This is a genomic window from Laceyella tengchongensis (assembly GCF_900182735.1).
Taxonomy (GTDB): Bacteria; Bacillota; Bacilli; order Thermoactinomycetales; family Thermoactinomycetaceae; genus Laceyella; species Laceyella tengchongensis.
Genome location: NZ_FXTU01000005.1, coordinates 41590 through 67525 on the forward strand (window position 1 = coordinate 41590; position 25936 = coordinate 67525).

At 50.5% G+C, this 25936-nt stretch carries 26 protein-coding genes; 22 read left to right on the forward strand and 4 right to left on the reverse strand.

The genetic code is table 11. From position 1 onward, the window contains the following. Positions 1–302 precede the first annotated feature (302 nt). Positions 303–1652, reverse strand: coding sequence for a chromosomal replication initiator protein DnaA (gene dnaA, locus QQZ12_RS11145; RefSeq protein WP_029071952.1), 1350 nt, complete (start codon positions 1650–1652; stop codon positions 303–305). Between the two features lie 599 nt (positions 1653–2251). On the opposite strand from dnaA, the gene rpmH reads away from it, so the two are divergent. The 8 genes from rpmH to rsmG all read left to right on the forward strand — a co-directional run bounded on the left by rpmH (position 2252) and on the right by rsmG (position 8860). Continuing rightward, positions 2252–2386: a 50S ribosomal protein L34 gene (gene rpmH / locus QQZ12_RS11150; RefSeq protein ID WP_083464932.1), complete on the forward strand. Its 135-nt coding sequence runs from the start codon at positions 2252–2254 to the stop codon at positions 2384–2386. Positions 2387–2506: 120 nt separating this feature from the next. Beyond that, positions 2507–2872: a ribonuclease P protein component gene (gene rnpA, locus QQZ12_RS11155; RefSeq protein WP_102993722.1), complete on the forward strand. Its 366-nt coding sequence runs from the start codon at positions 2507–2509 to the stop codon at positions 2870–2872. Positions 2873–2885: 13 nt separating this feature from the next. After that, complete coding sequence (gene yidD / locus QQZ12_RS11160; RefSeq protein WP_102993721.1) at positions 2886–3137, forward strand: membrane protein insertion efficiency factor YidD; 252 nt, start codon at positions 2886–2888, stop codon at positions 3135–3137. Positions 3138–3213: 76 nt separating this feature from the next. Further along, positions 3214–3930 (forward strand): YidC/Oxa1 family membrane protein insertase, encoded by a 717-nt coding sequence (locus QQZ12_RS11165; RefSeq protein ID WP_431606309.1) that lies wholly within the window; start codon positions 3214–3216, stop codon positions 3928–3930. A 5-nt stretch (positions 3931–3935) separates the two neighbouring features. Next, positions 3936–4562, forward strand: a complete 627-nt coding sequence (jag, locus tag QQZ12_RS11170) for an RNA-binding cell elongation regulator Jag/EloR (protein WP_223248129.1) — start codon at positions 3936–3938, stop codon at positions 4560–4562. A gap of 205 nt (positions 4563–4767) precedes the next feature. After that, positions 4768–6144, forward strand: a complete 1377-nt coding sequence (gene mnmE, locus QQZ12_RS11175) for a tRNA uridine-5-carboxymethylaminomethyl(34) synthesis GTPase MnmE (protein ID WP_102993719.1) — start codon at positions 4768–4770, stop codon at positions 6142–6144. Between the two features lie 17 nt (positions 6145–6161). Beyond that, on the forward strand, positions 6162–8057 hold the full coding sequence (gene mnmG / locus QQZ12_RS11180) for a tRNA uridine-5-carboxymethylaminomethyl(34) synthesis enzyme MnmG (protein ID WP_284724448.1): 1896 nt from the start codon (positions 6162–6164) through the stop codon (positions 8055–8057). Between the two features lie 80 nt (positions 8058–8137). Then, complete coding sequence (rsmG, locus tag QQZ12_RS11185; RefSeq protein WP_102993717.1) at positions 8138–8860, forward strand: 16S rRNA (guanine(527)-N(7))-methyltransferase RsmG; 723 nt, start codon at positions 8138–8140, stop codon at positions 8858–8860. Positions 8861–8928: 68 nt separating this feature from the next. On the opposite strand, the gene QQZ12_RS11190 is transcribed toward rsmG, so the two are convergent. Next, positions 8929–10395: a hypothetical protein gene (locus QQZ12_RS11190; RefSeq protein ID WP_102993716.1), complete on the reverse strand. Its 1467-nt coding sequence runs from the start codon at positions 10393–10395 to the stop codon at positions 8929–8931. Between the two features lie 162 nt (positions 10396–10557). After that, positions 10558–11757: a ParM/StbA family protein gene (locus QQZ12_RS11195; protein ID WP_102993715.1), complete on the reverse strand. Its 1200-nt coding sequence runs from the start codon at positions 11755–11757 to the stop codon at positions 10558–10560. A gap of 330 nt (positions 11758–12087) precedes the next feature. Here QQZ12_RS11195 and noc point away from each other — a divergent pair, with 330 nt between their 5' ends. The 5 genes from noc to QQZ12_RS11220 all read left to right on the forward strand — a co-directional run bounded on the left by noc (position 12088) and on the right by QQZ12_RS11220 (position 18214). Further along, positions 12088–12921: a nucleoid occlusion protein gene (gene noc, locus QQZ12_RS11200; protein ID WP_189318930.1), complete on the forward strand. Its 834-nt coding sequence runs from the start codon at positions 12088–12090 to the stop codon at positions 12919–12921. A gap of 1153 nt (positions 12922–14074) precedes the next feature. Further along, positions 14075–15436: a group II intron reverse transcriptase/maturase gene (locus QQZ12_RS11205; RefSeq protein WP_284724449.1), complete on the forward strand. Its 1362-nt coding sequence runs from the start codon at positions 14075–14077 to the stop codon at positions 15434–15436. 15 nt (positions 15437–15451) lie between these two features. After that, positions 15452–16210: a ParA family protein gene (locus QQZ12_RS11210; protein ID WP_102993712.1), complete on the forward strand. Its 759-nt coding sequence runs from the start codon at positions 15452–15454 to the stop codon at positions 16208–16210. Then, entirely contained in the window at positions 16203–17060 is an 858-nt protein-coding gene (locus tag QQZ12_RS11215) for a ParB/RepB/Spo0J family partition protein (protein ID WP_022737294.1), read from the forward strand. Before QQZ12_RS11210 ends, QQZ12_RS11215 begins: the two co-directional genes overlap by 8 nt. 17 nt (positions 17061–17077) lie before the next feature. Continuing rightward, the gene (locus tag QQZ12_RS11220) at positions 17078–18214 is read left to right on the forward strand and encodes an aminotransferase class V-fold PLP-dependent enzyme (protein WP_102993711.1); all 1137 of its coding nucleotides are present in this window, start codon (positions 17078–17080) and stop codon (positions 18212–18214) included. Between the two features lie 149 nt (positions 18215–18363). Here the strand turns inward: QQZ12_RS11220 and yyaC are convergent, their stop codons facing one another. Continuing rightward, positions 18364–18954, reverse strand: a complete 591-nt coding sequence (gene yyaC, locus QQZ12_RS11225; RefSeq protein ID WP_102993710.1) for a spore protease YyaC — start codon at positions 18952–18954, stop codon at positions 18364–18366. A 270-nt stretch (positions 18955–19224) separates the two neighbouring features. Here yyaC and QQZ12_RS11230 point away from each other — a divergent pair, with 270 nt between their 5' ends. The 9 genes from QQZ12_RS11230 to rplI all read left to right on the forward strand — a co-directional run bounded on the left by QQZ12_RS11230 (position 19225) and on the right by rplI (position 25889). Then, entirely contained in the window at positions 19225–19437 is a 213-nt protein-coding gene (locus QQZ12_RS11230; protein WP_102993709.1) for a DUF951 domain-containing protein, read from the forward strand. 187 nt (positions 19438–19624) lie between these two features. After that, on the forward strand, positions 19625–20725 hold the full coding sequence (ychF, locus tag QQZ12_RS11235; protein ID WP_102993708.1) for a redox-regulated ATPase YchF: 1101 nt from the start codon (positions 19625–19627) through the stop codon (positions 20723–20725). Between the two features lie 199 nt (positions 20726–20924). Continuing rightward, a complete protein-coding gene (gene rpsF, locus QQZ12_RS11240; protein WP_102993707.1) occupies positions 20925–21215 on the forward strand; it encodes a 30S ribosomal protein S6 in 291 nt (96 codons plus the stop codon). 50 nt (positions 21216–21265) lie between these two features. Further along, complete coding sequence (ssb, locus tag QQZ12_RS11245; protein ID WP_022737300.1) at positions 21266–21742, forward strand: single-stranded DNA-binding protein; 477 nt, start codon at positions 21266–21268, stop codon at positions 21740–21742. 41 nt (positions 21743–21783) lie between these two features. Next, on the forward strand, positions 21784–22011 hold the full coding sequence (gene rpsR / locus QQZ12_RS11250; protein ID WP_022737301.1) for a 30S ribosomal protein S18: 228 nt from the start codon (positions 21784–21786) through the stop codon (positions 22009–22011). A gap of 113 nt (positions 22012–22124) precedes the next feature. Next, positions 22125–22436 (forward strand): MazG-like family protein, encoded by a 312-nt coding sequence (locus QQZ12_RS11255; RefSeq protein WP_022737302.1) that lies wholly within the window; start codon positions 22125–22127, stop codon positions 22434–22436. Between the two features lie 8 nt (positions 22437–22444). Further along, positions 22445–23350: a DUF2232 domain-containing protein gene (locus QQZ12_RS11260; RefSeq protein WP_284724450.1), complete on the forward strand. Its 906-nt coding sequence runs from the start codon at positions 22445–22447 to the stop codon at positions 23348–23350. Positions 23351–23481: 131 nt separating this feature from the next. Next, positions 23482–25446 (forward strand): DHH family phosphoesterase, encoded by a 1965-nt coding sequence (locus QQZ12_RS11265; protein ID WP_102993704.1) that lies wholly within the window; start codon positions 23482–23484, stop codon positions 25444–25446. After that, a complete protein-coding gene (rplI, locus tag QQZ12_RS11270; protein ID WP_102993703.1) occupies positions 25443–25889 on the forward strand; it encodes a 50S ribosomal protein L9 in 447 nt (148 codons plus the stop codon). The genes QQZ12_RS11265 and rplI overlap by 4 nt, the downstream gene beginning before the upstream one ends. Positions 25890–25936: the final 47 nt, after the last annotated feature.

Below are 25936 nucleotides of genomic sequence, written 5' to 3' on the forward strand. Positions count from 1 at the left end.
TTGAGTCATCAACAAGGTGCCTGTTTCATATATATCTTTTTTTAAAAACAGCAGTAATAGTACTAGGGCCTGTGGATAATGTGTATAAGTGGGTTAAACCTAGATGAACAGCCTATACACGGGTGTGGAAAAAGTGTGCATAGGCTGTCCCTAGTTGTCCACATCATTCACAGGGCTGTGCAAAAAGTGAAGACTTCCACTTAAAAATAGAAAGAGAAAAACGCCGTTCACAAGTTAGACAAAAAAATCGACATCGGGATTTCTATATAAGAAGAATAATTCCCTCAAGCGGGTTGCTAGGGTTATGATCTGCGTTTGATGCGGCTTGTCAACTCGTTGATCGCCTGTTCCAGCTGTGGGTCTTGAGTTAGGACGCGGCTGATCTTCTCATGGGCGTGAATCACTGTGGTGTGGTCGCGTCCGCCGAAATCTTCCCCGATCTTGGGCAGAGAGTGGTCTGTCAATTCACGGCAGAGGTACATGGCGATTTGGCGCGGAAAAGCGACCGACTTGGTTCGCTTCTTGCTTTTTAACTCCTCCACACGCAACCGGTAGTAATTGCACACTTCCTGCTGGATGTCCTGGATGCTGATTACCTTGGGGCGCGAATGCGGCATGATGTCTTTCAACGCTTCGGCTGCCAACTCCGGCGAAACTGGCTGGTTCATCAGCGCAGAGTAAGCGACGACCCGGATGAGCGCCCCTTCCAGCTCGCGAATGTTGGTGTCGACGCGGTCGGCGATAAAGGCGAGAACTTCGCTCGGAACATCTAAATTATCAGCTATCGCCTTCTTTCGCAATATCGCGATCCGGGTTTCCAGATCAGGCGGCTGCACGTCGGTGATCAAGCCCCATTCGAATCGGGAACGCAGCCTGTCTTCCAGCGTGGGGATCTCTTTGGGAGGACGGTCGCTGGAAATGATGATTTGTTTGTTGGCTTCATGCAGGGCGTTGAACGTGTGAAAGAATTCTTCCTGCGTCTGTTCTTTTCCCGCTAGAAATTGAATATCGTCTATTAACAAGATATCCACGGAGCGGTATTTGTTTCGAAATTGGATTGTCTTATTGTCCCGGATCGAATTGATAAATTCATTGGTGAATTTTTCGGACGAGATGTAGACGACACGGCTCGATGTGGAGTGTCCCAGCACATAATGGCCGATGGCGTGCATCAAGTGGGTTTTTCCCAGGCCGACGCCCCCATAGATGAAGAGCGGGTTGTAAGCTTTGGCAGGTGCTTCCGCCACCGCCAAGGAAGCGGCATGGGCGAAGCGGTTGCCGGACCCGATCACGAAGGTGTCAAACGTATAGCGCGGATTCAGTTGTGACTTGGCCGGAGCTTCTTCTTCTGGCGTTTCTGGAACGCGTTGCGCCGGAGCCTCGTCTTGATCGTCGTTTTTTTCGGCGGTGTGGCTGACAAATTTCACTCCGAGTGACGAGCCGGTTACTTCGCGTAAGGTGTCCCGCACGAGGTCGGCATACCGGGACTCCAGCCAATCGCGCGCAAAATCGTTCGGAGCAGACACAATGAGGATATCCGCCTCCAAATCGACGGCTTCCGTCGCCTTCAGCCAGGTTTCGAAACTGGGCTTGCTGATCTTGTCTTGTATAGCTTCAAGTGTTCTTGCCCATAATTCCTGTATGTGAGCCACTTGAACCCCTCCTTTGCGACAGTTTATTGACAAAATATGGACAGAGACGTGTCCAAACTGAAACAGATTTATGAAACCATTTATGCACAGGTTTTCCCCTGTATTCATAAGCGTTTGAGGCAGTTATCAACACAACTCACAGGCTGTGGATATTTTTTTTCACAGGCTGTGGAAAGAGACAAATCGACTTATCCACATTGTGTGGATAAAGAACCATCAAACGACAATTATCCACAAGAAAACAAAATAAGAATATCAAAAGATACCAGTATTTACAATGAAAAATAATAAGTTATCCACAATCCACAAGGGATTGCGTCAACAGTTATTAACAGGTGTGGATGTTGTGGACAGATGGAGGATAATGTCGGGATAACGCGTGGATAGAAAACCCTATATCCACATGTGGATAACTGCTTGTGCACAAATCCCGTTCCTTGACAGGGCACAGTTCACCTAGCTATAATGAGAGAGATTGCCCATCGGTATGTAATCCAAGTAAGTTACAGAAGGGAGGGTTCCTGGTTGATGGATTCCCTATCTGGTTACCAACATGGTTGCTTCACCAGATAGTGGGCTGATAAGACCAGGTCGTCTATATGAAACGCACTTATCAACCAAGCAAGCGCAAGCGCAAGAATGTCCATGGTTTCCGTGCTCGCATGGCAACCAAAAATGGCCGCAAGGTATTGGCGCGCCGCAGAAGAAAAGGAAGAAAAGTATTATCCGCTTAATTGGCCACTCACTGATGTGGCCTTTTTTCCTATCTTCTTATATCCCCTCTGTTTAATTCGCCCGCTTTTGCTCTATAATGGTGATTGATCGGTACTTTTGTTTGGGAAGGAGCCGTCTCTTTGCAACAGGAATATCGTCTAAAGAGGCGAAACGATTTTACAAGGGTTTTTCGAGCGGGACATTCGGTGGCGAACCGCCAATTTGTCGTTGTGATGTACGCACGCAAGGATGAAGGGCTTCCGCGCATCGGTGTTTCCGTCAGCAAAAAAGTGGGAAACGCAGTAGTGCGCAACCGAGTGAAGCGGTTGATCAAAGAAGCGATGCGGGCTTGGATTTCCCATTTGCAGCCGCACACCGACTTCGTGGTTATCGCCCGCAACCCCGCCAAGGACATGGATTACCATCAAGTGAGGTCAAGCCTTTACCATGTGCTGAACAAAGGAAAAGCCTTTGCGAAGAAGCCGCCGCATCCACTTTCAAAATAAAGAGGAGATTGGGATGAAAGCGTTCGCCCTAGGCCTAATAACATTTTATCGTCGGTTCATCTCACCTTTGAAGCCGCAGCCTACCTGCCGTTTTGTGCCTACCTGCTCCGAGTATGCACTGACCGCGATTCAGCGCCACGGTGTTATCGTGGGGGGGTGGCTCACATTGAAAAGGTTGCTCAAATGTCATCCCTTTCATCCTGGCGGATTTGATTATGTACCAGAGAAATCCGTGAAGCGGACGGAGAAACGGACGGGCCAATAATAAATATGGAAGAGATGAGGGGGGCACTCCCGTGTTGAAACATAAGCGTAGCATCGCCATCCTGATGCTGTTTGTGATGGCTGTTGTCATGCTGACTGGCTGTACGCCAAACCAACAACAATATAAGATTAATCACGAAAATCCAAGTTTGTGGCAGAAGTTCTTAGTCATTCCCATGTCTGAGCTGTTGGACTGGTTTAAGATGTTGCTCGGCAACTATGGCTGGTCGATCTTGGTAGTCACATTCCTTGTGCGCTTGATCGTGTTCCCGCTTACATGGAAACAGCAACAAAGCTCTAAAGCGATGCAAGAATTGCAACCGCACATCGTAAAAATCAGAGAGAAATATAAAAACAACCAGCAGAAGTTGCAGGAAGAGACAATGAAGCTGTTCCAAAAGCACAATATCAATCCTATGGCGGGTTGTTTTCCCATGCTGATCCAAATCCCTATTTTGTTCGCGTTCTACCAAGCGATCATGGGAAATGAGCATATCTTCACATCTGATTTCCTCTATCTTGAATTGGGACAACCAGACCCTTATTATATTTTGCCTCTGTTGGCGGCGTTTACTACGTATTTGCAATTTATCGCTACCGGTGCAGCGGATAACCCACAAACCAAGGTGATGCTCTGGATCATGCCGATCATGATCTTTTTATTGGCGTATCAGTTTCCGTCGGCACTCTCCCTGTACTGGGTGTATGGGAACATTTTCACGATTCTCCAGTATTTGATCTTCTTCAATAAGAAAAAAGTGAAGGGCAATGTATCGGAGGGGACTGCTCGTTGACGAAAGTGACCGTCGAAGCAGAAACAATCGAAGAGGCGCTCGACCAGGCCTGCGCCCAATTACGGACTTCTCGCGACCAGGTTTCCTATCGTGTGCTGTCTGAACCGAATAAAGGATTGCTTGGTATCATCGGTCGGCGCCAAGCCGTGGTAGAAGTCACGCTTGTAGAGGATCCCGTCCAAAAAGGGGTGCGCTTCCTGACGGAGTTGGTCGCCAAGCTCGGAGTGGAGGCGAAAGTACATGTCCACACACCACTCGACGAGCAGGATGCCGTGGTGTTGGAGTTGGTCGGGAAAGAGCTGGGGCCGCTCATTGGACGCAGGGGCCAAACGATCGAGGCTTTGCAATTGTTGACGCATACGGTGGCCAACCGGGGGGCGGAAACCCCGGTTTGGTTCCAATTGGATGCTGGCGGGTATCGGAAACGCCGTTTGGACCTCTTGGTGGGCGTCACCGAAAAGGCGGTGGCGGAAGCACAAGCGAAAAAAGGATCTGTGGAGCTTTCACCGATGCCTGCGCATGAGCGGAAACTGGTGCATCTGATCGCCCAGAATCATGCGGGCATCGACACGCGGAGCGTCGGCGTCGAACCTGAGCGCCGCGTGGTCATTGAGTGGAACAGCCAAAGCTGAATCGCGGAGGGCTTTGTCGATAAAAGAGCTGCTTTCCACTCATGACGTCGTGTAAAACGAAAAGCGCAATAATTGGGCTCACGCCACTGTTTACGAAAGTTCGTCTCTCCCCAAATCGGGGAGTTTTTTTGTTTACTAATCTGTTTTGCTTGCCGTTTCAGGCTATGCTAAGATTAACTATTAGGAAAATCTTAGAGGTGACACAATGGAGACGGATACAATCGCAGCGGTCGCGACACCGGCAGGCGAGGGAGGGATCGCCGTCATACGGGTGAGTGGTCCCGAGGCGGTGTCGATTGTCGACCAACTCTATAAAGGGAAAAAGAAATTGGCTGAAGTGGAGACGCATACGGTGCATTATGGGCATGTCGTGCATCCGCGGACAGAGGAACGGATAGATGAAGTGTTGGTGACGGTGATGCGTGCACCGCGCACCTTCACCCGCGAAGATGTGGTGGAAGTGAGTTGCCACGGCGGGATGGTTCCTGTGCAAAAAACGTTGGAAGCGTTATTTGCGGCTGGCGCCCGGTTGGCTGAACCGGGTGAATTTACAAAACGCGCCTTTTTGAATGGCCGGATCGACCTTTCGCAAGCGGAGGCGGTGATCGACCTGATCCGGTCCAAGACGGATCGGGCGGCCAAAATTGCCCTGTCTCAGGCGGAAGGGCGGCTTTCCCGGTTGATCAACAAACTGCGTAGCGAAATTCTGGAGACGTTGGCTCATTTAGCAGTGAATGTCGATTATCCCGAGTATGATGCGGAAGAGATGACCTCTCAATTTTTGGAGGAGCGATGCCGCTACATATCTAGCCAAATCGAGAAATTGCTCTCCACCGCCAAACAGGGAAAAATCTATCGCGAAGGGATTCAAACGGCGATCATCGGGCGCCCCAATGTGGGGAAATCTTCGTTGATGAATGCACTGACTCAAGAGAATAAGGCCATTGTGACGGATATACCGGGCACCACCCGCGACGTCATCGAAGAGTATGTGAATGTGCGGGGGATTCCTTTGCGTTTATTGGACACTGCCGGCATTCGCGAGACGGAGGATGTGGTGGAGAAGATCGGGGTAGAACGTTCGCGTCAAGCATTGCAACAAGCTGATCTGGTGTTGCTGGTACTTAACTTTGCTGAACCGCTTGCCGAGGAGGATCGGCGGCTGTTGGAGCTGATTGGGCGCCATACGGCAGTGGTAATTGTCAATAAAATGGATTTGCCGGGCCAATTGGATTTGGAGGAGGTCAAGCAACTGATCGGCGACAAGCCGCTGATCACCACCTCGTTGAAAGAAGAGCGGGGCATCGAAGATTTGGAAGAGGCGATTTCCCAACTCTTCCACTTGGGCAAGATGGACATGGGAGAGGGAACGTATGTGAGCAACGCGCGGCACATCCACTTGCTAAACCAAGCCAAGGAAAGCGTGGATGAAGTGATTCAGGGAATCGAAGCGGGGATGCCGCTGGATATGGTGGAGATTGACCTGAAGAACGCTTGGCAATACTTGGGCGAAGTGATTGGGGATGCTGTGGCGGAGGATTTGATCGATCAAATATTTTCGCAGTTCTGCTTAGGAAAATAGAGAATGGGGTGACAAAGATGACGACCTATGATGCTGGGCATTATGATGTGGTCGTGGTGGGAGCGGGCCATGCCGGATGCGAATCCGCTTTGGCTGCCGCCCGCATGGGGTGTTCCACCTTGTTGTTGACAATCAGCCTGGATACGATTGCGTACATGCCTTGCAATCCGTCCATCGGGGGGCCAGCGAAAGGGCATGTGGTGCGGGAAATCGATGCGTTAGGTGGGGAAATGGGAAAGGTGATTGATAAGACCCATATCCAAATGCGCATGTTGAACACGGGTAAAGGCCCTGCTGTGTACGCGTTGCGGGCGCAGGCGGACAAGGTGTTGTACCAGCGTGAAATGAAGAAAACCTTGGAAACGACGCCCAATCTGACAGTGCATCAAGGGCTGGTGGAGCGACTGATCGTGGACAATGGTGTGTGCCATGGGGTAGTAACCCGTACCGGTGCGAAGTATTTCGCCAAAGCGGTCGTGTTGACTACTGGCACGTATCTGCGGGGGAAAGTCATTATCGGGGATCTTTCTTATGAAAGTGGCCCCAACAATCAACAGCCTGCAGTTGAGTTGGCGCATCATCTGTTGGAACTAGGGTTTGACATGGTGCGCTTCAAAACGGGAACGCCTCCGCGCGTGAACAAAAACACCATTGATACGAGCAAGATGGAGGAGCAACCGGGGGATAAGGAGCCGCGGGCTTTCTCATATGAGACGACCGAGTTCATCACCGACCAGCTTCCTTGTTGGTTGACTCACACCAATGAGCGCACGCACCAATTTATCCGTGACAATTTGCATCGGGCGCCCATGTATTCAGGTGTGATTGAAGGAACGGGACCGCGCTATTGCCCGTCGATTGAAGATAAGATCGTGCGCTTCGCTGACAAAGGGCGGCATCAGATCTTTATCGAGCCGGAGGGCAGGGAGACGATGGAGATGTACGTGCAAGGGCTCTCCACCAGTTTGCCGGAAGATGTTCAATTGTCGATCCTGCGCACGATTGAAGGGATGGAAAAAGTAGAGATGATGCGTACGGGGTATGCGATTGAGTATGATTCCATCGTCCCTACGCAATTGTGGCCTTCGCTGGAAACCAAACGGGTGGAAAATCTGTTCACCGCTGGCCAATTGAATGGCACGTCGGGATATGAAGAAGCGGCGGCGCAAGGGATTATGGCCGGAATCAACGCCGCACGTAAAGTGCAAGGCAAAGAGCCGGTGATCCTTGATCGTTCCCAGGCGTATATCGGTGTGCTGATTGATGATTTGGTGACCAAAGGAACCAATGAGCCGTACCGCTTGCTCACGTCCCGTGCCGAATATCGCTTGCTGCTTCGCCATGACAACGCTGATTTGCGATTGACCGACATCGGCTATGAAATCGGGCTGATCAGCGAGGAGCGCTATGCCCGCTTCAACAGCAAACGACAAGCAATTGCCCGGGAAATCGAGCGATTGCGTGAAACGAAAGTGCGTCCGACGCCTGAAGTGCAATCCATTTTGGTTTCCATGGGAACGACGGAAATCAATAATGCCGTTGAGCTGGCGACGTTGATCAAGCGTCCGGAGCTGGGGTATAAGGAGATTGCGCAGATGTCGCCGCCACCGGAGCCGCTGCCGGCCGATGTGGAAGAACAAGTGGAGATCCAATTGAAGTATGAAGGATATATCAAAAAAGCGTTGCAACAAGTGGAGAAGATGAAACGAATGGATGAGAAGCGGATTCCGGCTTGGGTCGATTATAGCAAGATTGCTGGTATTTCCTCGGAAGCGCGCGAGAAGCTGGAGAAAGTGCGCCCGCTTTCCTTGGGCCAGGCGTCCCGCATCTCCGGCGTCAATCCTGCTGACATCTCCATTTTGATGGTTCATATTGAACAAGGCGGCAAAGCATATTTGAAACAAGATTCATGACCGGGACCTGAATGAGTAGCACATAGCATGGAATTCAAAACGGGTCGCGAGCGGGCGGTCGGTTTTTAAGGAGGGCGTTTATGCGTGAGCTAGGCGAATGGCTCCGAGAACAGGTTGCGCCGTGGGGCCTTTTGTTGTCGGAGCGCCAGCTGCAGCAGTTTGCGCTGTATTATGAGCATTTGATCAAAATCAATGAAGTGATGAATCTCACCTCCATCACGGATGTGCGGGAGGTGTATGTGAAGCACTTTTATGATTCGCTCACCTTGGCGCAAGTGGTGGACGTAAGCCAAGTGACTTCGTTGATCGATGTAGGTACCGGAGCCGGATTCCCAGGGATTCCGCTAAAAATCGCTTTTCCAGAACTAAAACTGACGTTGTTGGATTCATTGAAGAAAAGGGTGGGGTTCTTGCAGGAAGTGGCGGATCTATTGGAGCTGGATCATGTCACTTGCGTGCATGGCCGGGCGGAAGAGATGGCCAAACAAAAAGGGTTCCGAGAGGCTTATGACATGGCCACTGCCAGGGCAGTCGCCCGCCTCAATGTGTTGGCGGAGTACTGTTTACCGTTTGTGAAAGTGGGCGGAACGTTTGTGTCAATGAAAGGGCCGTCGGCAGAAGAGGAGATGAAAGAGGCGAAGCGGGCATTGCATGTGCTGGGTAAAACCACATGCCAACGCAAAGAACTGGTTCTTCCTGAAGCGATGGGGACGCGCAATCTCATCATTATGCAGAAAAGGGATCACACGCCCAAGGCGTATCCGCGCAAAGCGGGGACACCGACAAAACAGCCGTTGGTATGACAAACCTGCGAGAAAAAAATAAAGCCGAATGACTCAATGATGGTGGAGTGCGCATTCGGCTTTTCGCATTACCCTAAATTGTTAATCAAACTGTGGAGGCCGCGCAAAGCGAGCTTCCTTTTTTCTATTTTGTCCATTTCTTGCCGTTTGCGGCTGTTTTCGGAATGGGGGGTTAAGAATTCTTCCCAAGAGTTGTAGCCGCCATAGGCATCTTCAAATTCAATATCATCCCGTTTCAGGCTGGCATCCATTTCCGGCTCTTCGTCTTGAGAAGAGTCACGGCTGAATGGTTGCATGGTTGGTTGTGTGTTTTCAAATAATGGACCGTCCTCAAAGGCGAAAAAAGGAGACTGATGATTGGTTTGTTGTTGTGGTTGCTCTTCCCAAAAAGACGCCGTGTTTTGTTGTATGGGGGCTTTGTTGGCCCGATGGTCCACGAGCGACTCGATTTTCTGCTGGAAGCGGGCTTTTTTCTGGCGGTTCCGCCTGCGAGAGGAAAATGGCTCCAATGGTTGCGATTGCGTATCTTCCGCTTCATATTGAATCCCTTGAGCGGCCTCTTGGAAAGAGGAAGACTCTTGGTAAGAGACTGATTCCCGATAAGAGGATGATTCACGGAAAGGTGAGTGATGCATGGGAGCCTGCGATTCAAATGAAAATGGGCCCATGGGTTGGTGGTTGGCTTGCTGCCCATTGTCTTGCTGTTCTTGCCCGTCATGATCCATGTATTGGATACGTTTGTTAGCTGCAAGGCGTTTCCGTAGTTTCAAGTCCCGTTCGCGATAAATAGGTTGGATCGGTTCCTCTTCTTTTGATTCGTCATTGTCAGGTTGTTGGGCGGAATCCGGTTCAAAAGCCAAGGGTGTGAACAAGTTGGGCATAGAAGAAGGTTCCCCCCAAGGCGAATAAGAGAAGGCTTCCTGTTCTTGCTCCGGTTCGTCATCTTCCAAGGCGATCCGCTCCACCGGATAAACCGCGTGTTCTTCTTTCTCTTCTTGTTCCGCTTGGAAGGGAATCCGATTTTTTCGTCGCAATCCTTTTTTGCGAGTTGAAGCGGGCGGGGTTTCTTGAAAAAAGCTATATGGACTAGCGTATTCAACTTCTTGCGCTTCCAGCACTTCCCATTCCTCATCGGCCTGTTCCGCATCTTCCTCTAAGGGGTGGGTCTGGTAATGCGCCGATTCCTGGTAAGCCGTTTCCTCAGAATAAGAGATGGATATCTCCTCTTCTTCTTGTTTCACCTCGCCCCTAGCGACATGGATGGTGTGCGTGGTTGTTTCCCCAGTGGGTGTATGTAAGGTGGTTTGGTGCAATGTCAATTTGAGATCCGCATCTGCATGTTCGCTAGCAGAGGAGGGTTCGTCACTTGACTCCCTATTTGTTAACGATTGGCTTACCAGGGTGGTAATCATGTTGGGAGTCAATTGAATGTAGTAAGCCGTTTTTCCGCTCTCTTGCAATTTTCGGACGCTTTCGTGATCGGAAGGTTCCGTGCCGATGATGATCAAGTCGTACTGGGATTCATGTTGTGTCATTTCTCCCCCTCCTTTTTCGTAGCCAGGTGGTGAATCCCTACGCTCTGACAAGTTCTTCTGTTTTTATTATCGCTTTTTTTTCAAGCAATCGCTAGGGTTATTTTATAAAAATGGGTTTTAAAAGCATTCCCCCAAGGGTTTCCTTGGGGGTTGTGTATTGTATCATTTTTTTACCGATTTGCTGCCTTTTTTCTCGGTGACTGCAGCCGCTTCCGCGAAGGAGTCAGGTACATGGAATTCTTGATGAATCGTGGCTGCCGCTTCCAGCATGTCTTTGGTTGGTACTGCACGAGCTTTGGATTGGGCAAACTTGCATAGCCCGAAGCCATTGGCGAATTGGGCTTCAATGCCGTAATCTTCAGCGAAGATCAGCTTGTCCCCGAAGCGTTCACGGTAAAACGGTTTAAACGGAATGGAAGCCCCACCGGTTAGGATGATGTAGGTGATGTCATCCCCGTAGTCGAGACGGTTCCAAACTTCGTTGACCAACGCTTCGCCTACTTCTTTGATGCATTCTTGGACGATCGCGCTAACGTCATGCACTTTTCCTTTGAAGCTGATCTCGCCGGAACGCACGACGCGAGGCAAACTCCAGATGGGGTATTCTTTTCCGTTGGAATCTGGATCAGCTTGGCGAGTGAAGTCCAGCAAGCGTTTCGCCAACAATTCATACACATTGAGCATTGCATGGCGGGAGGTGAAGCTTTGACGTTTGATGATGGTTTCTCCGTGCAACGTTTCAATGTCCGAAGTACCAAATCCTAAATCGTTGATGCTCACTTTTTGAATGAACAGATCCTCATTCAACAGTTTGCCGTCCCGATCCAATGCGATGTGGAAGAGGGTGGCCATCGGCTGGCTGATCACGAAGAGATTTTCACGCTTGATTTCAAACTCAATCCGGCGCCATGGCAGGTTGCCTTGTTTCACTTCAAAGGTATGTTTACCGATGAGACGGCGTTTCAGCTCATCTTTATAATCAATATAGCTATCAGTCGGCAGGGCGACGGATACTACCGGTTCCGTGCTTCCTTGCAACATCAATCCTGTGCTCACGCGGAACATGATCTGATATTCTTGCTCACGGAACCAAGTAGGGCTGAATAACCGACGCTTATGGGAGTCGAACAGTTCATCATCGCCGGCTTGTTCAATGGCCAGCTTACCGCAGAACCATTCACGGTCACCTTCACGTTCACGATACATAATGTTATGTGGATCATTGTTATAAGTGATCTCCCCGACGCGGTTCGGAACGACCATGTTCCGAATAAACATCTTATAGAATTTGCCGTTGGCACGTGTGACGACTTTGGTGCCATAGTACCCTTGGTCATTCCCTATGTATACAGGTACACTCATTTTCAGATATCCTCCTCAAGTGAATGAAATGCCCTTCTTCCCACGATTCTATCAATTGTGAAGGCGAAGGGTCAACAGAATCAGACCAATATCTACAAAGATGTGCAATTTATGCAACAGCCAAAAAACTGACAAGAATATCACACAGATTTGCGCGCTATCCATGCAATGAAACCATTTGTCACCAGAAGGGTTGGACATGTTTCACGTGGAACATTTCCTGAACATTTTTTGAGAAATGGCTAGCGGGCAGGGTGTGATATGACTGCCAGCGAATGGTATTAATAGATCGGGCTACTTCGAGATAACCGTAAGGTGGTGTCTGTGTCAATGAAACAACCGTTCACACGACTATTCGGTTTGGTGGATAAAGGGGACAAAAGCCTGGACCAAGTGAAGCACATTTCAGTGGAAATCATTGAGCCAAGCCCGTATCAACCTCGAACGGTCTTCCAAGAAGATCGGATTGATGAATTGTGCCAGTCCATTCGTTCGCATGGCGTTATTCAGCCGATAGTTGTGCGACGGAACGGGCACGGGGGTTATGAACTGATTGCGGGTGAACGGCGCCTGCGGGCAGTTAGAAAGCTAGGCATGGAAACCGTCCCAGCGATCATTCGCAATATGACTGACAACCAAGCGGCGTCAGCTGCCTTGATTGAGAATTTGCAACGGGAAAATCTAACGGCAATCGAAGAAGCACATGCGTATCAACGATTGTTGGAATTGAATCAGTTGACACAAGAAAGTTTAGCACAGCGCTTGGGTAAAGGACAATCAACGATTGCGAACAAATTGCGGCTGTTGCATTTGCCTAAAGAGGTGCAAATGGCCTTGCTCAAGCGATCCATCACCGAGCGGCATGCCCGGGCGCTCTTGTCCCTGAAAGATGAGGCGCTGCAATTGCAGGTGTTGGCGGATATCATTGAACACGATTTGAATGTGAAACAGACAGAAGAGCGAATCAGCAAACTGCTGGCTTCCACGGAGAAAACGAAGAAAAGCCGGCGCAAGTCAGTGTCCCGCGATTTACGCATCGCCATCAATACGATTCGGCAATCGGTGGATATGGTGAAGCAGAGCGGCTTGCTGGTGCAGGCGGATGAACAGGAGCATGATGAGTTTTATGAGGTAATCATCCGCATTCCGAAACAGGGGGATTAAAACGATTTCATTATTTTTTCCTTTCGTTCTCACTTGACTATTATTAAAATAAAGGGAGAAAAGAATGAAAAGCGAGGCAACAAAGCTTCAAAGACGGTTGGACAGGATGGTTTCGCCAAGACGTCTGTGGAGGCGGTCGCCTCTTTTTCTTTACAAGAGCTTTGAAACGTTGTTGTAAGCGGGAAAAGGGGATTCGATCCCGGTTCCGCCCCGCATGAAGAGAAGAACGGCATGGAGTGGAAGCGGCGTCGCTTGCCTGGGTTGAAACGCCTTGAATAGGAAAGATTGGTTTGTTTTCGAGATAAGGCGTTTGCCCATCCCCGCCTGCTTAATCAGGCTGAAGTTTCATAGTTTCATTCCCTTGCCTGCAAGACTAGGGGATTAGTCATGAGGAAACGGGATTGCCTGAGAATGGAGAGCTTGAACGGTTAAAGGGTGATGGGGAATAGCGGCATGCGGCCCCCTTTGGTTTGCTCCAACCTCGCTACAACGACAGGCAGGAATGCCCCGGTTCATGAAGCGGGGCGATGAATCCTCGAACATGCCAGCGGATGTTTGGGAGAAGAGGTGGAACAATGGGCAAAATCATTGCAATTGCCAATCAAAAAGGAGGCGTGGGCGTGCGTCCGTAAGGGGCGGTGAGTATCGCTTCAAAGGAAGTTCGGGATTAGAGAGAGATCCCGATGGTCGACTGACTTACCTGAGGGGGAAACGCCGATCAGGGAACATCGCCTGTCAGTAACGCGCAAGGCTTGCATGGCTGATGTCAAGTGGATGCGCAAGACCAAGGAGTGATATGGTCAAGGCTAGACTGCTTGAAACCCAGTTTCCTTGCCTTAACCATCCGGGGTGCGCCAGCCCAATGGGCAAGCGCGCAGGAAAGTTTGTCGGGAGCATTGCCCGCGCTCTTCGGCACTCTCTAACTTTCCTCGGCGTATCGACGATACGTAAAGGAGACGAACGGGAACCTAAGTCACTCCCTTGTACTCATCGTTCTAAACGGAGATCACCTAAGGTGAGGCTGGGCCTAGAGAAAAGCCAGCCGTTTTCACTATGGTGACGGAGCCCCCATAGTAGTCTGAGGTAGGGAAAGCCTGCTACGTGGCGAAGGGGGGCAGGTTGTCCAAATGATAGTGTGCCGGAGGTATGCGTAATGCAAAGAGCCGAGGTCATCCTATCATTGCTAAGCCAAAAAGCGAAGGAACAGCCGCACTTTCGCTTTCGTCGACTTTACCGCAATTTGTTTAATCCCGATTTCTATCGATATGCGCTCACGCAGGCGCAGGAAACATCCGTTACGGAGGCCGATTTGGCGCCGCACGGACAGGCTTACATAGCGATGATAGAAAAAATGATTCATCAATTGAGAACTGAGACCTACCGATTTGCACCCTATGACTTTGGCAAGGTGGACAAGCCAGGGCAACAGCCCAAATGGGAAGATCGCTTGTTGCGCGGCGCAGTTACTCAGCTTATTTCCGCGATCTTTGAGCCGCATTTTTGGGATGGTTCGCATGGTGTCTACCCGATGCCTACCATAGAAGGCGCTTTGCGGGTCATACGTGAAGCTGTTGGCGTGGATTGGCTGGTAGGAGGGGCACTTCCTATTCGTTGGAATCCAAACCAACAGGCTTTATTGCTGAAGTTGTTACGGGAGCGGCTGGAGGATGGGCGGTTGTTGGAGCTGATTCGGCGTATGTTGAATGCCGATCGTCGGCAGATGACCGAGCGCACCGAACCAATAGTTGTTCATGCCGATGGGGAAAGGCTTTCGTTTCCTTGCCAGTTGCTGTTCCATGCTCTGGATCAATGCATGCGGCGATATGTTCAAGCAGCATCGTCTCCAATAGATATGCATTATATCCGGTGGAACCGATATTTGTTTGTAGGTGTCAAAGGATCGAAACGGATGGCCCAAGCACTTCGCGATCACCTGCATGATTGTCTGAAAAATGAACTTCGATTTGAATCGTTTGCGCCTTTGACGCTGGTTCATGTGCAAGACAAGCAACGGATGCGTTTTGGCCCATATGAACTTGCACCGGATTGCAGAGAGCCGGGGCGACTTACTCCCTTGGTGCCACATGTGGTTATTCAAGAGCTTATGCGTCCTTTCCGCCGTGAAGGGAAGCCGGCGCGCCATCCAGGACGGCTCCACCTTAGTGTTCCGGAGCTGGTGAGCTTGTACGCCGGGGAGATGAAGGGATTATATCAGACGTACCGCTATGCGGCAGATGTGAGGGCCAAGTTGGGCAAGTTCCGTTATTATCACTATGGCAGTCTGCTTAAAACCATCGCCAGCAAAGAGAAGATATCGGTAAGGCAAGTGTTGCGCAAATACGGTTCGCGCGAATCGGGGAGCAAACAAACCCTTGCGGTAAAGGGGGAGACGGGGTGGATCTCTTATTTTAACGAACCACTCAGTCGGTGTTCTTTTATGAATGAAGAACGGCTTAGGGACAGCTGGAGAGCCGGATACATCGAAAGGTGTACGTCCGGTTCGGAGGGGGGCTGATAGAAACCGGCCCTTATCGGGGATAAGGGAACCGGCGCTGTCTGTCTACCCTACAAAACAACCACGTCAGTGAACTTGGCTGCAGCGATTGCGGCACTAGGGAAGAAAGTGTTGATTGTGGATATTGACCCGCAAGGGAACACAACAAGTGGGCTGGGCATAAACAAAGGGGATGTCAAGCACTGCATCTATGATGTGTTAATTGATGAAGCGCCGGCGGAGCAATCCATCCTGCCGACTTTGTTGGAAAATCTTTTTTTGATTCCGGCCACGATTCAATTGGCCGGGGTGGAAATCGAACTGTCGCAAGTCATTTCGCGGGAGAAGCGGTTGAAAAGCGCGTTACAGACCGTGAAACACCGTTTTGATTACATCTTCATCGATTGTCCGCCTTCACTGGGGATTATCACCCTGAATGCGCTGAGTGCCGCCCAATCGGTGTTGATTCCGATTCAATGTGAGTTTTATGCGTTGGAAGGGTTGGGACAACTCCTCAATACGATTCGCATTGTGCAAAAGCATTTGAACAAAGGGTTGGAGATTGAAGGTGTTTTGCTGACCATGTATGACGCCCGTACCAACCTGTCTTCGCAGGTGATGGAAGAAGTGAAAAAGTACTTCCAGACGAAAGTGTACAACACAGTGATTCCGCGCAACATCCGATTGAGCGAGGCGCCCAGCCATGGGCAACCGATTATCGTCTATGATGCGCGTTCGCGAGGGGCAGAATGTTACAATGAATTGGCGAGAGAAGTGGTGATGCAGAATGAGTAAACGTCTGGGCCGAGGATTGGATGCCTTGTTTTCGCAAGTTGACGTGAAAGAGGAAGATGTGGTGACTGAGGCGGAGATCACTGAGCTGCGCCCCAATCCGTATCAACCTCGTAAGAACTTCGACGATGCAGCGTTGCAGGAATTGATGGAATCGATTAAGCAACATGGGATTGTGCAACCCTTGGTTGTCCGCAAGAGCATTCGGGGTTATGAAATCGTGGCTGGGGAGCGTCGTTTTCGCGCGGCTAAGCTGGCTGCATTGCAGACCGTTCCCATTGTCGTAAGAGATTTTACTGATGAGCAGATGATGGAAATTGCGCTGGTTGAAAACATACAGCGGGAAGACTTGAATCCAATCGAAGTTGCCTTCGCCTATCAGAAACTGATGAATCATTTGGGGATTACGCAAGAGGAACTGGCAGAACGAGTTGGGAAAAGCCGTCCGCATGTGGCCAATTTCTTGCGATTGCTGCAATTGCCGGCGGAGGTACAAGAGTATGTTTCACGTGGAACATTGTCGATGGGACATGCTCGTACCCTGCTGGGGGTAAAAGATCGGGATATGCTGAAACGGTTAGCGGAAAAAGTGATCAAAGAGAAGCCAAGTGTTCGGCAGTTGGAAGAATGGGTGCAAAAATTAAACGAAGTGATGCCCAAAAAGGAAGAGCGCAAAAAGAAAACTGCCGATCCATTCATCAAGCGGTATGAAGATGTGTTGCAACAAGTGTTTAGCACCCCAGTACGCATTAAACATGGACGGAAAAAGGGGAAAATCGAAATTGAATACTACTCCGAACGGGAGTTGGAACGCTTGATCGAAATGTTAAATGGCGAGCGGGTGATTGAATAAACAGGGGGAAGAGGAAAGTGATTTATTTGGACAATGCGGCTTCGACCTGGCCCAAACCTCCAGAAGTGGCGGAAGCGGCGAAGACCGCCATTTCGGACTATGGGGCTAATCCCGGGCGCGGAGGCCACCAGTTGGCGCGCAGGGCGGAGCAGACCATCACGAAAACCAGAGCCAAACTGGCACGTCTTTTTGGCGTGAAGGACCCCAATCGTTTTCTCTTTTGTTTTCATGCGACCCATGCCATTAACCAAGCGATTCAAGGAACGCTCTCGTCGGAAGACCATGTGATTATTTCCGGATGGGAACACAATGCTGTCGCCCGCCCGGTTACTGCGCTCGCCCAGACGAAAGGGGTTCGGGTCAGCGTGGTGGAACCTTCTGAATCAGGAGATTGGCTGACGGCGATCCAACAAGCGGTATCACCGCGAACGAAAATGATCATCACTACCCATGGTTCCAATGTGACTGGAGAAGTGATGCCGGTTGTGGAGATCGGCCAGTACGCCCGAAGCAAGGGGATATTGTACTTGGTGGATGCTTCGCAGACGGCTGGCTTGTTACCGTACCGGCTTGATGAATGGCCCATTGATATGCTCGCCTTTCCAGGGCATAAAGGATTGTATGGGCCGCAAGGCACGGGTGGGCTGTATGTGGCGGAAGGTGTTTCCATGTATCCGCTTTTGTTCGGAGGGACCGGGAGCCGCTCAGAGGAGCTGGAACAACCGCTAGACTGGCCAGGCGGCTTTGAGAGCGGCACACTCAACACGCCGGGTCTTGCCGGACTGGGGGCGGGCGTGGACTTTGTGTTGCGGACGGGTGTGGAGCGCATTCATCAGCATGAAATGGAGCTGACCCGTTTGTTGTGGGAAGGACTGAAACGGCTGAATGGGGTGCGGCTGTCCACTGAAGAGATGCCTTCGTTGCCGCTTTTTTCTTTTAATCTAGTCGGTTTGGATGGTCAAGAGGTAGCGATGATCTTGGACCAACATTATGACATCGCTGTCCGCGCTGGATTCCATTGCGCCGCTTTGAAGCATCGTAGCTTAGGTACGGAGGCGGGGGCCATCCGGGTGAGCCCCGGCTATTTCAACACCCCAGCCGAGATGGAATCGTTTTTAAAGGCCATTGCTGAGATTCAGCGTTATCTGTCATGATTGGATGCTATGATCTTTTGACATAGGGAGAGTCAGGGAAGTGAAGGCTGATCATGGGGTGTCGGTACTGTTTCAGTAAACGAGTCCAGGCCGTCTGCTAAAAGCAGGCGGCCTGCGTTTGTTGACCGAGCGTTTGGAACCCGTTTGGATTACGCCGAGAGTGTGGGCATCTTTAAACAGGCTTTTTTAATGGAAGTGGAGATGATTTCGGCCATGTTCATGACCAAGCTCAACCGGGTGTTTTGTAAGACAAAATATTCCATGAATCCGGATACGTTGACTATGCCGGTGATATGGATGTTTCCCACTTCCGGTAAGGATTTGTTCACTCCGGCTCCAGGCTTTAACGGCCCTAGCCCCAGTTGGATGGATCCTACGCTTTTAAAGTGGCCAAGACAAGCGTCCACTGCAATGACCAGCGAATGGGGATGGGCGGATGAGATGTTCTCCAAGGTTTCTTCAAGATTGAGCGCGTGCACCGGGTCATCCAGTGTGCCGTATATGAGCAGGCCGGGTGGGGGATCTTTGCGCAAAGCACTTCCAACCAGAGGGCCCAGCGCGTCACCAGTTGAACGGTCGGTGCCGACGCAGACGCAAACGATGTCATGATAAGGGGCGAAAGAGCGGCAAGCAAACGCTAGTTGATTTGCAAACTCCTCATCTGCCATAGGATGGGTATGTTCAACCCGAAAAGGATAGGTTGTTTTATGCGCTTGGCGGACAGAGGCATATTCGTTCATGGACAACCCTCCGAGAATCAATTCTGTAACAGTATACGGATTTGAGAGGGAAAATATACATAGGTTGCTAGATTATTAAAATCGATCGGAGAGTTAACCAAAGTTTAGCCAACAGTCGCTAAAAAACAGCATATAATAGAAAATATCAGTCTGGCCGTGTAACAGGAATTGCGGAAGCTAATAGCGGGAAAGAATCAAATACAAGCTGGTTGAATTTTGACCAGAGGCTTTCTATAATTGTAGCATTCACAGAAGAGAGAGTGATCTGAATTGCAAATGAAGCAATTTGGTCTTGGCGATGTCGTGGAAATGAAAAAGGCGCATCCTTGCGGAACGAACGCATGGAAAATCATTCGTATGGGAGCCGATATCCGCATGAAATGCACAGGATGCGACCACAGCGTCTTGTTGCCGCGGAGCCGGTTTGAAAAGAGATTGAAGCGCGTATTGGTGCCTGCGGGCGGACAGGATGCAACAGAATAAGGATGAGCGGCCTCATGAGAGAGAGGCCGCTTTTTTTGTCCAGAGTACACTAGGTAATGATCCGCATGGCCAAATCCTCTGTCCTCCCGCTGATGGCACTCGGTCCCACTTTTCGCTATAATGGACAAGGATTCGAATATCAGTACGGTGTTCGGTGAGAATCGGACGTTAGAGGAGGAGCCAAAAGATGGCGTTAGCTACTGGAATTGTCGGTTTACCTAACGTAGGAAAATCCACGCTGTTTAATGCGATCACCCAAGCGGGAGCGGAGTCGGCCAACTACCCGTTTTGCACGATTGACCCGAATGTGGGGGTTGTCGATGTGCCGGATCCGCGATTGGATCGGTTGGCGGAATTGATCAAACCACAACGGACCGTTCCCACATCCTTTCAATTCGTGGACATCGCCGGCTTGGTGAAAGGAGCGAGCCGGGGGGAAGGGCTGGGAAATAAATTCCTCTCCCACATCCGCGAAGTGGACGCCATTATTCATGTGGTTCGTTGCTTTGAAGATGAAAACATCACCCATGTGGCGGGCAAAGTGGACCCAGCTGCGGATATAGAAACCATCAGCCTAGAGTTGGTGTTGGCGGACTTGGAAACCGTTGAAAAACGGTTGGAGCGTGTGAAAAAGCAGAAAAAGAGCGGGGACAAAGTGGCGGCGCAAGAGCATGCCATCCTGGAGCGATTGCAACAGGTTCTAGCCGAAGGAAAACCGGCGCGTATGGTAGCGTTGGATGAAGAAGAACGCAAACTGATCAAGAGCCTGAACCTTTTGACGATGAAAAATGTCCTCTATGCGGCCAATGTGAGCGAACAGGACATCGCCAATCCCGACGAAAATCCCTATGTGCAGGTAGTGAAGGAAATCGCTGCCGCTGAAGGAGCGGAAGTGGTGCCGATCAGTGCCCAAGTGGAAGCGGAAATCGCCGAGCTAGAAGGGGAAGAGCGCGCCATGTTTTTAGAAGAGCTCGGCTTGGAGCAGTCGGGCTTGGACCGTTTGATCTCGGCCGCCTACAAGTTGCTCGGCTTGATCACGTATTTTACTGCTGGTGAGAAAGAAGTGCGGGCTTGGACCATCCGCGAGGGCACCAAAGCGCCGCAAGCGGCCGCGGTGATCCACACCGACTTTGAACGCGGCTTCATTCGCGCAGAGGTTACAGCGTATGAAGACCTGATCGCCTGTGGATCACAAGCGGTTGCCCGCGAGAAGGGATTATTGCGTTTGGAAGGGAAAGATTATGTCGTCAAAGACGGGGACATCATGACGTTCCGCTTTAACGTGTAGAAGCGAAAGCTGCCACAATCATTTTGGCACTTTCCCGAGTTCTTCGCCCTACCTGTTTTTTGCTCTTTTTGCAGTGAGGGTTCATTGATTTCTTTTTCGTTTTCTGTTACAATTACTAATCGTACTACGTATCAGACGTATTACTCCTTGCTCTGCGTCGCATAGCAGGGCCGTTTAAGTCCAAAAGGAGGTGTAGAGGATGCATAACTACGAAATCATGTTCATCGTACGTCCAGATGTGGATGAGGAAACCGTAAAAGCGACCCGTGAAAAGGTACAAGCGACCATTACGGAAAACGGCGGCGAAATCACCAACATCGACGAAATGGGCAAACGCCGTCTCGCTTACGAGATCGACAAACATCGTGAAGGTGTGTACACCGTGTACACATTCAAAGGTGAAGCGCGCGTTGTTGACGAACTTGATCACGTGATCCGCATTAACGACAACATTTTGCGTCACCTGATCATCAACATCGACGAAAAATAAGATCGATTGATATAGATGAAGGTTGATCATTAGCAAGGGAGAGGGGATCAATGTTAAATCGGGTCATCTTAGTCGGACGGCTCACCCGTGATCCGGAGTTGCGTTACACAGCCAGCGGAGTGGCGATCACACGCTTTTCCATCGCGGTGAACCGGAATTACACGAACCAGCAAGGGGAACGAGAAGCAGACTTTATCAACATCGTCACGTGGCGTGGACTGGCTGAGAACTGTGCCAACTACCTGCGAAAAGGCTCTTTGGTTGGAGTCGATGGCCGTTTGCAGACGGGCAAGTATGAAAACCAAGAAGGGCGCACGGTGTACACCACGGATGTGGTGGCGGAAGACGTCCGTTTCTTGGAGCCGAAAAACCGAAGCGAGTCGGTTTCCGATTTCGGCGGAGGTTCATTTGGCGGCAACTCCTACGGTGGTGGAAACAACAAAAACGTTGGCCGCAAACCGATGGATGATCCCTTTGCTGATGATGGCCAACCCATTGACATCTCTGATGATGATCTGCCTTTCTGACATTTAAACCACTTGCTAAATAAGGAAGGAGGCAATTGCTCATGGCTCGTCGTCGTGGAAACAAGCGCCGCAAGGTCTGCTACTTCACAGTCAACAAAATCGATTATATCGATTACAAAGACACCGACTTGTTGCGCAAGTTCATCAGTGAGCGCGGTAAAATTCTGCCGCGTCGCGTAACGGGTACCAGCTCCAAGTACCAACGCCAATTGACCCGCGCAATCAAAAGAGCACGTCAAATGGCTCTGGTACCATATAGCAACGATTGATCGGCAAACAGGGGTGTGCGTCGCCCCTGTTTTTCGTATGTAAAAGAAGGAAAAAGTTGGACGGATGTGGAAGCATCTCCTAAACTTGTTTACATTTGAAGGAGTGCAACCATATGAGTCGGCCTGAACGGGGAGTGCAATTCGCTAAGAGCGTGAAAGTGATCGAATGGTTAAAAACCGAAATCCTTGATCAGATTGCCAACCTATTTCGGGGAATTTTCCATGCCAATCAGCATATGATGATAGATAGTTTGTCCAGTTTGGTTATTTCGGTGTATGTCATGGCGAGACGGATGGGTTTTTCGTTTCGCGAGCTTGATCAGGCGGTAATTCAAAAATTACGCGAGCATATCCATGAAGGGCATCAATTGGAACAATGGTACGGTGATTTGTCTTCTTTGGAAGAATACGTGAACAAGAGGTGACAAGTGGTTTGTCTCAACAGTCAAAAGGGGGATGGAAGGATGGCCTTCTCGCTTGCGGAGGGTTTCTCTTCCTTCTCGTTTCTTTATTTATCCCTGTTCTTCAGTTTGTTGCGCTTTGGCTTCTTCCCCTTCCATTCCTCCTGCTCAAGGCTAAGCGGCCTTGGTCGACAACCCTGATTCCGTTCGGCATGTTGATTGTTTGGCTTCTCTTTTATACGGTTCCCCTTTTTATTTGTTTGTTCCTGTTCGCTTGGTTGACTGGTAGCGTCATGGGGCATTTGGTTCGCAAGGAAGATGCGACAGGGACGGATACAGTGTTGGGCGGCTTGGTAGCTGGGTTGGTTAGTTCTTGGATCATCCTGTTGGTGGGCCAACTCGGTTTCCAGTTGTTTTCGCAGTTGACCACGGTTTGGGATCAGCAATGGGCGGAAACGGTGCGCCTTATGGGGAAAAATGGGATTGCTTTGCAGGATGCAGGGTTGTCTTTGTCGGTCGCTTTTCCGATCCTGCTGTTCATGCTCATCGTCCCGTCGGTGGTTGCAACGTTTCTAGTGGCTTCCCGCCTGTTGGAACGTGCGGGATTTCCCCGGAAATCTTTGCCGCCGTTTTATGAATGGCGCTTGCCCCGGATTTTTTTCACCGCGTACCTGTTGTTGATGATCGCATCGCTTGTGCAGTCCGGCAACGAGGTGGGCGGCGATTGGATACTGGGATTCTTGTATTTGATGCAAATCCTGATGGTGTTGCAGGGTTGCTCGTTTGCGCTGTTTCTTCTGCAACGCCGTCGCGGTCGGGTCGGCTGGGGGAGCCACGCGCTCGCGCTGGTGTTGGCCGTTCCGCTTTCTCCGCTGTTTATGTTGTTGGGGTTCATTGATACGGGGATTGACTTGCGGGGACGCCTAGCCAAGAAGTGAGATCCGGCAAGCTGGCGGAAATCCAAGTTTTGGCGGTGTGATCAAGAGGGGCGGGAGTTGCTCTATCCTATAACTGGGGTAAAATAAGAGTGAGATGAAATGCAGGGTTGACAGTTTGAGGGGATAGAATGATGCCAAAGTTTGTTATACAAAGATGGCATGGGTACCATATGATATTTGCCATGTGTTTTAGCCTGGTCTTAATCGCTTTGCTTTCCATATATGAATGGGTTTATGGCTTGGTGGGCCTCGTACTTTTTGTAGTGCTGGCCTGGGTTTTGTACAAGGCGGAACGGGCTTTTCGCCATGATTTCACTGAATATGTGCTGACTCTAAACCATCGAGTCAAGAATGCAGGGCAAACGGCGATGGATGAGATGCCAGTCGGCATCTTGTTGTATGACCGGTCTGGTCGAATTGAGTGGCACAATCCGTTCATTGCAGGCATGATGGGGAAATGTGAACGAATGATTGGGGAACCGGTGGTTGATGTGTTTCCGCAATTGAAAGAAGCACAGGAGGCGGTTCCGTGCACGGTCGAATTGGAAGGGCGCGTCTATGAAGTAACCCATCAGCGCGAAGAGAGAGTGTATTTTTTTAGAGACATCACGCGGCTGGAGAGCTTGCGGCAAAAGTTACACAACGAACGCGCGATTTTCGGGTTCATCCATCTGGATAACTTTGACGAGGCCGGACAAGGCTTGACTGATCAAGAGGCCACGTTGTTGCTGTCCAATGTGGCGGGGACGATTTCCAAGTGGGCATTGGAATATGACATTACCCTCAAACGGCTTGATACAGATAAAATGTTCTTTGTAGCGGCGCAACAATCACTGGAGCGGTTGATGAAATCCCGCTTTGAAATTTTGGACGTGGTCAGGGAGATGACCAGGAAGAATAAGATTCCAATCACCTTGAGTATTGGGATCGCAAGCGTCGGGGACACCTTGGTCGAAAGGACGCAAAACGCCCAAGCGGCATTAGATATCGCGTTGGCTCGCGGTGGGGATCAAGCTGCCGTGAAGCAAGGCGAAGAGACCGTTTTCTTTGGCGGCAAGACCAACGCGGTCGAGAAACGGACGCGAGTGCGTGCCCGGGTAATCTCCCACGCGATGAGCAATTTGATTCAAGACAGCAAGCGCGTGATTGTTATGGGCCACACGCAGCCGGACATGGATGCGTTGGGGGCGGCCATCGGCGTCGTCAAGTTCGCTTTGATTCATGATTGTGAAGCGCACATCGTGCTGGACGAAGAGAACGCTTCGATTGAACGGTTGCTAGCCGCTGTGCGTAGCCACTCGCAACTGGGGGAGATGTTGATCCAACCCGAGCGGGCGCTGTCCTTGGTGGATGATCCGGATACGCTTCTCATCTTGGTCGATACGCACAAGCCGTCGCTGGCGATGGATGCCCGCTTATTGGAGCGGGCCCGCAAAATCGTGGTGATTGACCACCATCGCCGCGGCGAGGATTTTGTGAAAGATCCGGTGCTGGTGTATCTAGAGCCTTATGCCTCTTCTACTAGTGAATTGGTGACGGAGCTGTTGCAATATCAAGATCAGCGTCTGTCCATGGATACGTTGGAAGCGACGGCCTTATTGGCCGGGATTGTGGTAGACACGAAGAATTTCGCCTTCCGGGCTGGTTCGCGCACCTTTGAGGCGGCGTCCTTCTTGCGCAGGCATGGCGCTGACCTCATGATGGTGCAATCGCTGTTGAAAGAGGATTTGAGCCAGTACGTCAAACGGGCGGAAATTATCAAGTCCACGGAAGTCGTGCGCGGAGACATCGCTGTCGCCGTGGGTGACGAGACGACGGAGTATGATCAGTTGCTGATTGCGCAAGCGGCCGACACCTTGTTGAATATGCAAGGCATCCGCGCCTCATTTGTGATAGGCCGCCGTGGTGACGGGTTGATCTCGATCAGTGCGAGATCGCAAGGGGAAATTAATGTCCAAGTCATCATGGAACAATTGGGGGGCGGAGGGCATTTGACCAACGCCGCTTGCCAATTGAAAAACGGTTCATTGGGCGAGGTCAAATCGCGCCTAATGCAAGTGTTGCAAGAGAATTTGGATGGAGGGCCGGAGAAATGAAAGTCATTTTACAACAAGATGTGAAAGGCACAGGCAAAAAAGGGGAAGTCAAAGAAGTTTCCGAAGGTTACGCGCGTAACTTTCTGATTCCACGGAAATTGGCGATTCCCGCCACTGATGGTAACATGAACACGTTGAAAGAGCAAAAGCGCTTAGAAGAGAAACGCAAAGAAGCGGAATTGAAAGAAGCGCAAGAATTGGGCCAGCGCATTGACTCGTTGACGGTGAAATTGTCCACCAAGACCGGGCAAGGTGGTCGGGTGTTCGGTTCCATCACCTCCAAACAAATCAGCCAAGCGCTGAAACAGCAACATCAATTGCAAATCGACAAGAAAAAGATTCTGCTTGATGAGCCGATTCGCGCATTGGGTGTGACCAAAGTTCCCGTGAAGTTGCACCCCAAAGTGTCGGCGACCCTGTCGGTGCAAGTGGTGGAAGAATAAAACGGTGCGCATCCTGCACCCATGCGCGAACCAGGAAGTGGGCTCGC

What these genes read in the sequence shown, in the direction of transcription:
- ssb (WP_022737300.1), top strand. Translation starts at nt 21,266, where the DNA reads ATGTTAAATCGGGTCATCTTAGTCGGACGGCTCACCCGTGATCCGGAG.
- QQZ12_RS11265 (WP_102993704.1), top strand. Translation starts at nt 23,482, where the DNA reads ATGCCAAAGTTTGTTATACAAAGATGGCATGGGTACCATATGATATTT.
- rpmH (WP_083464932.1), top strand. Translation starts at nt 2,252, where the DNA reads ATGAAACGCACTTATCAACCAAGCAAGCGCAAGCGCAAGAATGTCCAT.
- rpsR (WP_022737301.1), top strand. Translation starts at nt 21,784, where the DNA reads ATGGCTCGTCGTCGTGGAAACAAGCGCCGCAAGGTCTGCTACTTCACA.
- rpsF (WP_102993707.1), top strand. Translation starts at nt 20,925, where the DNA reads ATGCATAACTACGAAATCATGTTCATCGTACGTCCAGATGTGGATGAG.
- mnmE (WP_102993719.1), top strand. Translation starts at nt 4,768, where the DNA reads ATGGAGACGGATACAATCGCAGCGGTCGCGACACCGGCAGGCGAGGGA.
- mnmG (WP_284724448.1), top strand. Translation starts at nt 6,162, where the DNA reads ATGACGACCTATGATGCTGGGCATTATGATGTGGTCGTGGTGGGAGCG.
- yidD (WP_102993721.1), top strand. Translation starts at nt 2,886, where the DNA reads ATGAAAGCGTTCGCCCTAGGCCTAATAACATTTTATCGTCGGTTCATC.
- QQZ12_RS11205 (WP_284724449.1), top strand. Translation starts at nt 14,075, where the DNA reads ATGCAAAGAGCCGAGGTCATCCTATCATTGCTAAGCCAAAAAGCGAAG.
- QQZ12_RS11165 (WP_431606309.1), top strand. Translation starts at nt 3,214, where the DNA reads ATGGCTGTTGTCATGCTGACTGGCTGTACGCCAAACCAACAACAATAT.
- rsmG (WP_102993717.1), top strand. Translation starts at nt 8,138, where the DNA reads ATGCGTGAGCTAGGCGAATGGCTCCGAGAACAGGTTGCGCCGTGGGGC.
- QQZ12_RS11195 (WP_102993715.1), bottom strand. Translation starts at nt 11,757, where the DNA reads ATGAGTGTACCTGTATACATAGGGAATGACCAAGGGTACTATGGCACC.
- yyaC (WP_102993710.1), bottom strand. Translation starts at nt 18,954, where the DNA reads ATGAACGAATATGCCTCTGTCCGCCAAGCGCATAAAACAACCTATCCT.
- ychF (WP_102993708.1), top strand. Translation starts at nt 19,625, where the DNA reads ATGGCGTTAGCTACTGGAATTGTCGGTTTACCTAACGTAGGAAAATCC.
- QQZ12_RS11215 (WP_022737294.1), top strand. Translation starts at nt 16,203, where the DNA reads ATGAGTAAACGTCTGGGCCGAGGATTGGATGCCTTGTTTTCGCAAGTT.
- noc (WP_189318930.1), top strand. Translation starts at nt 12,088, where the DNA reads ATGAAACAACCGTTCACACGACTATTCGGTTTGGTGGATAAAGGGGAC.
- QQZ12_RS11190 (WP_102993716.1), bottom strand. Translation starts at nt 10,395, where the DNA reads ATGACACAACATGAATCCCAGTACGACTTGATCATCATCGGCACGGAA.
- QQZ12_RS11255 (WP_022737302.1), top strand. Translation starts at nt 22,125, where the DNA reads ATGAGTCGGCCTGAACGGGGAGTGCAATTCGCTAAGAGCGTGAAAGTG.
- rplI (WP_102993703.1), top strand. Translation starts at nt 25,443, where the DNA reads ATGAAAGTCATTTTACAACAAGATGTGAAAGGCACAGGCAAAAAAGGG.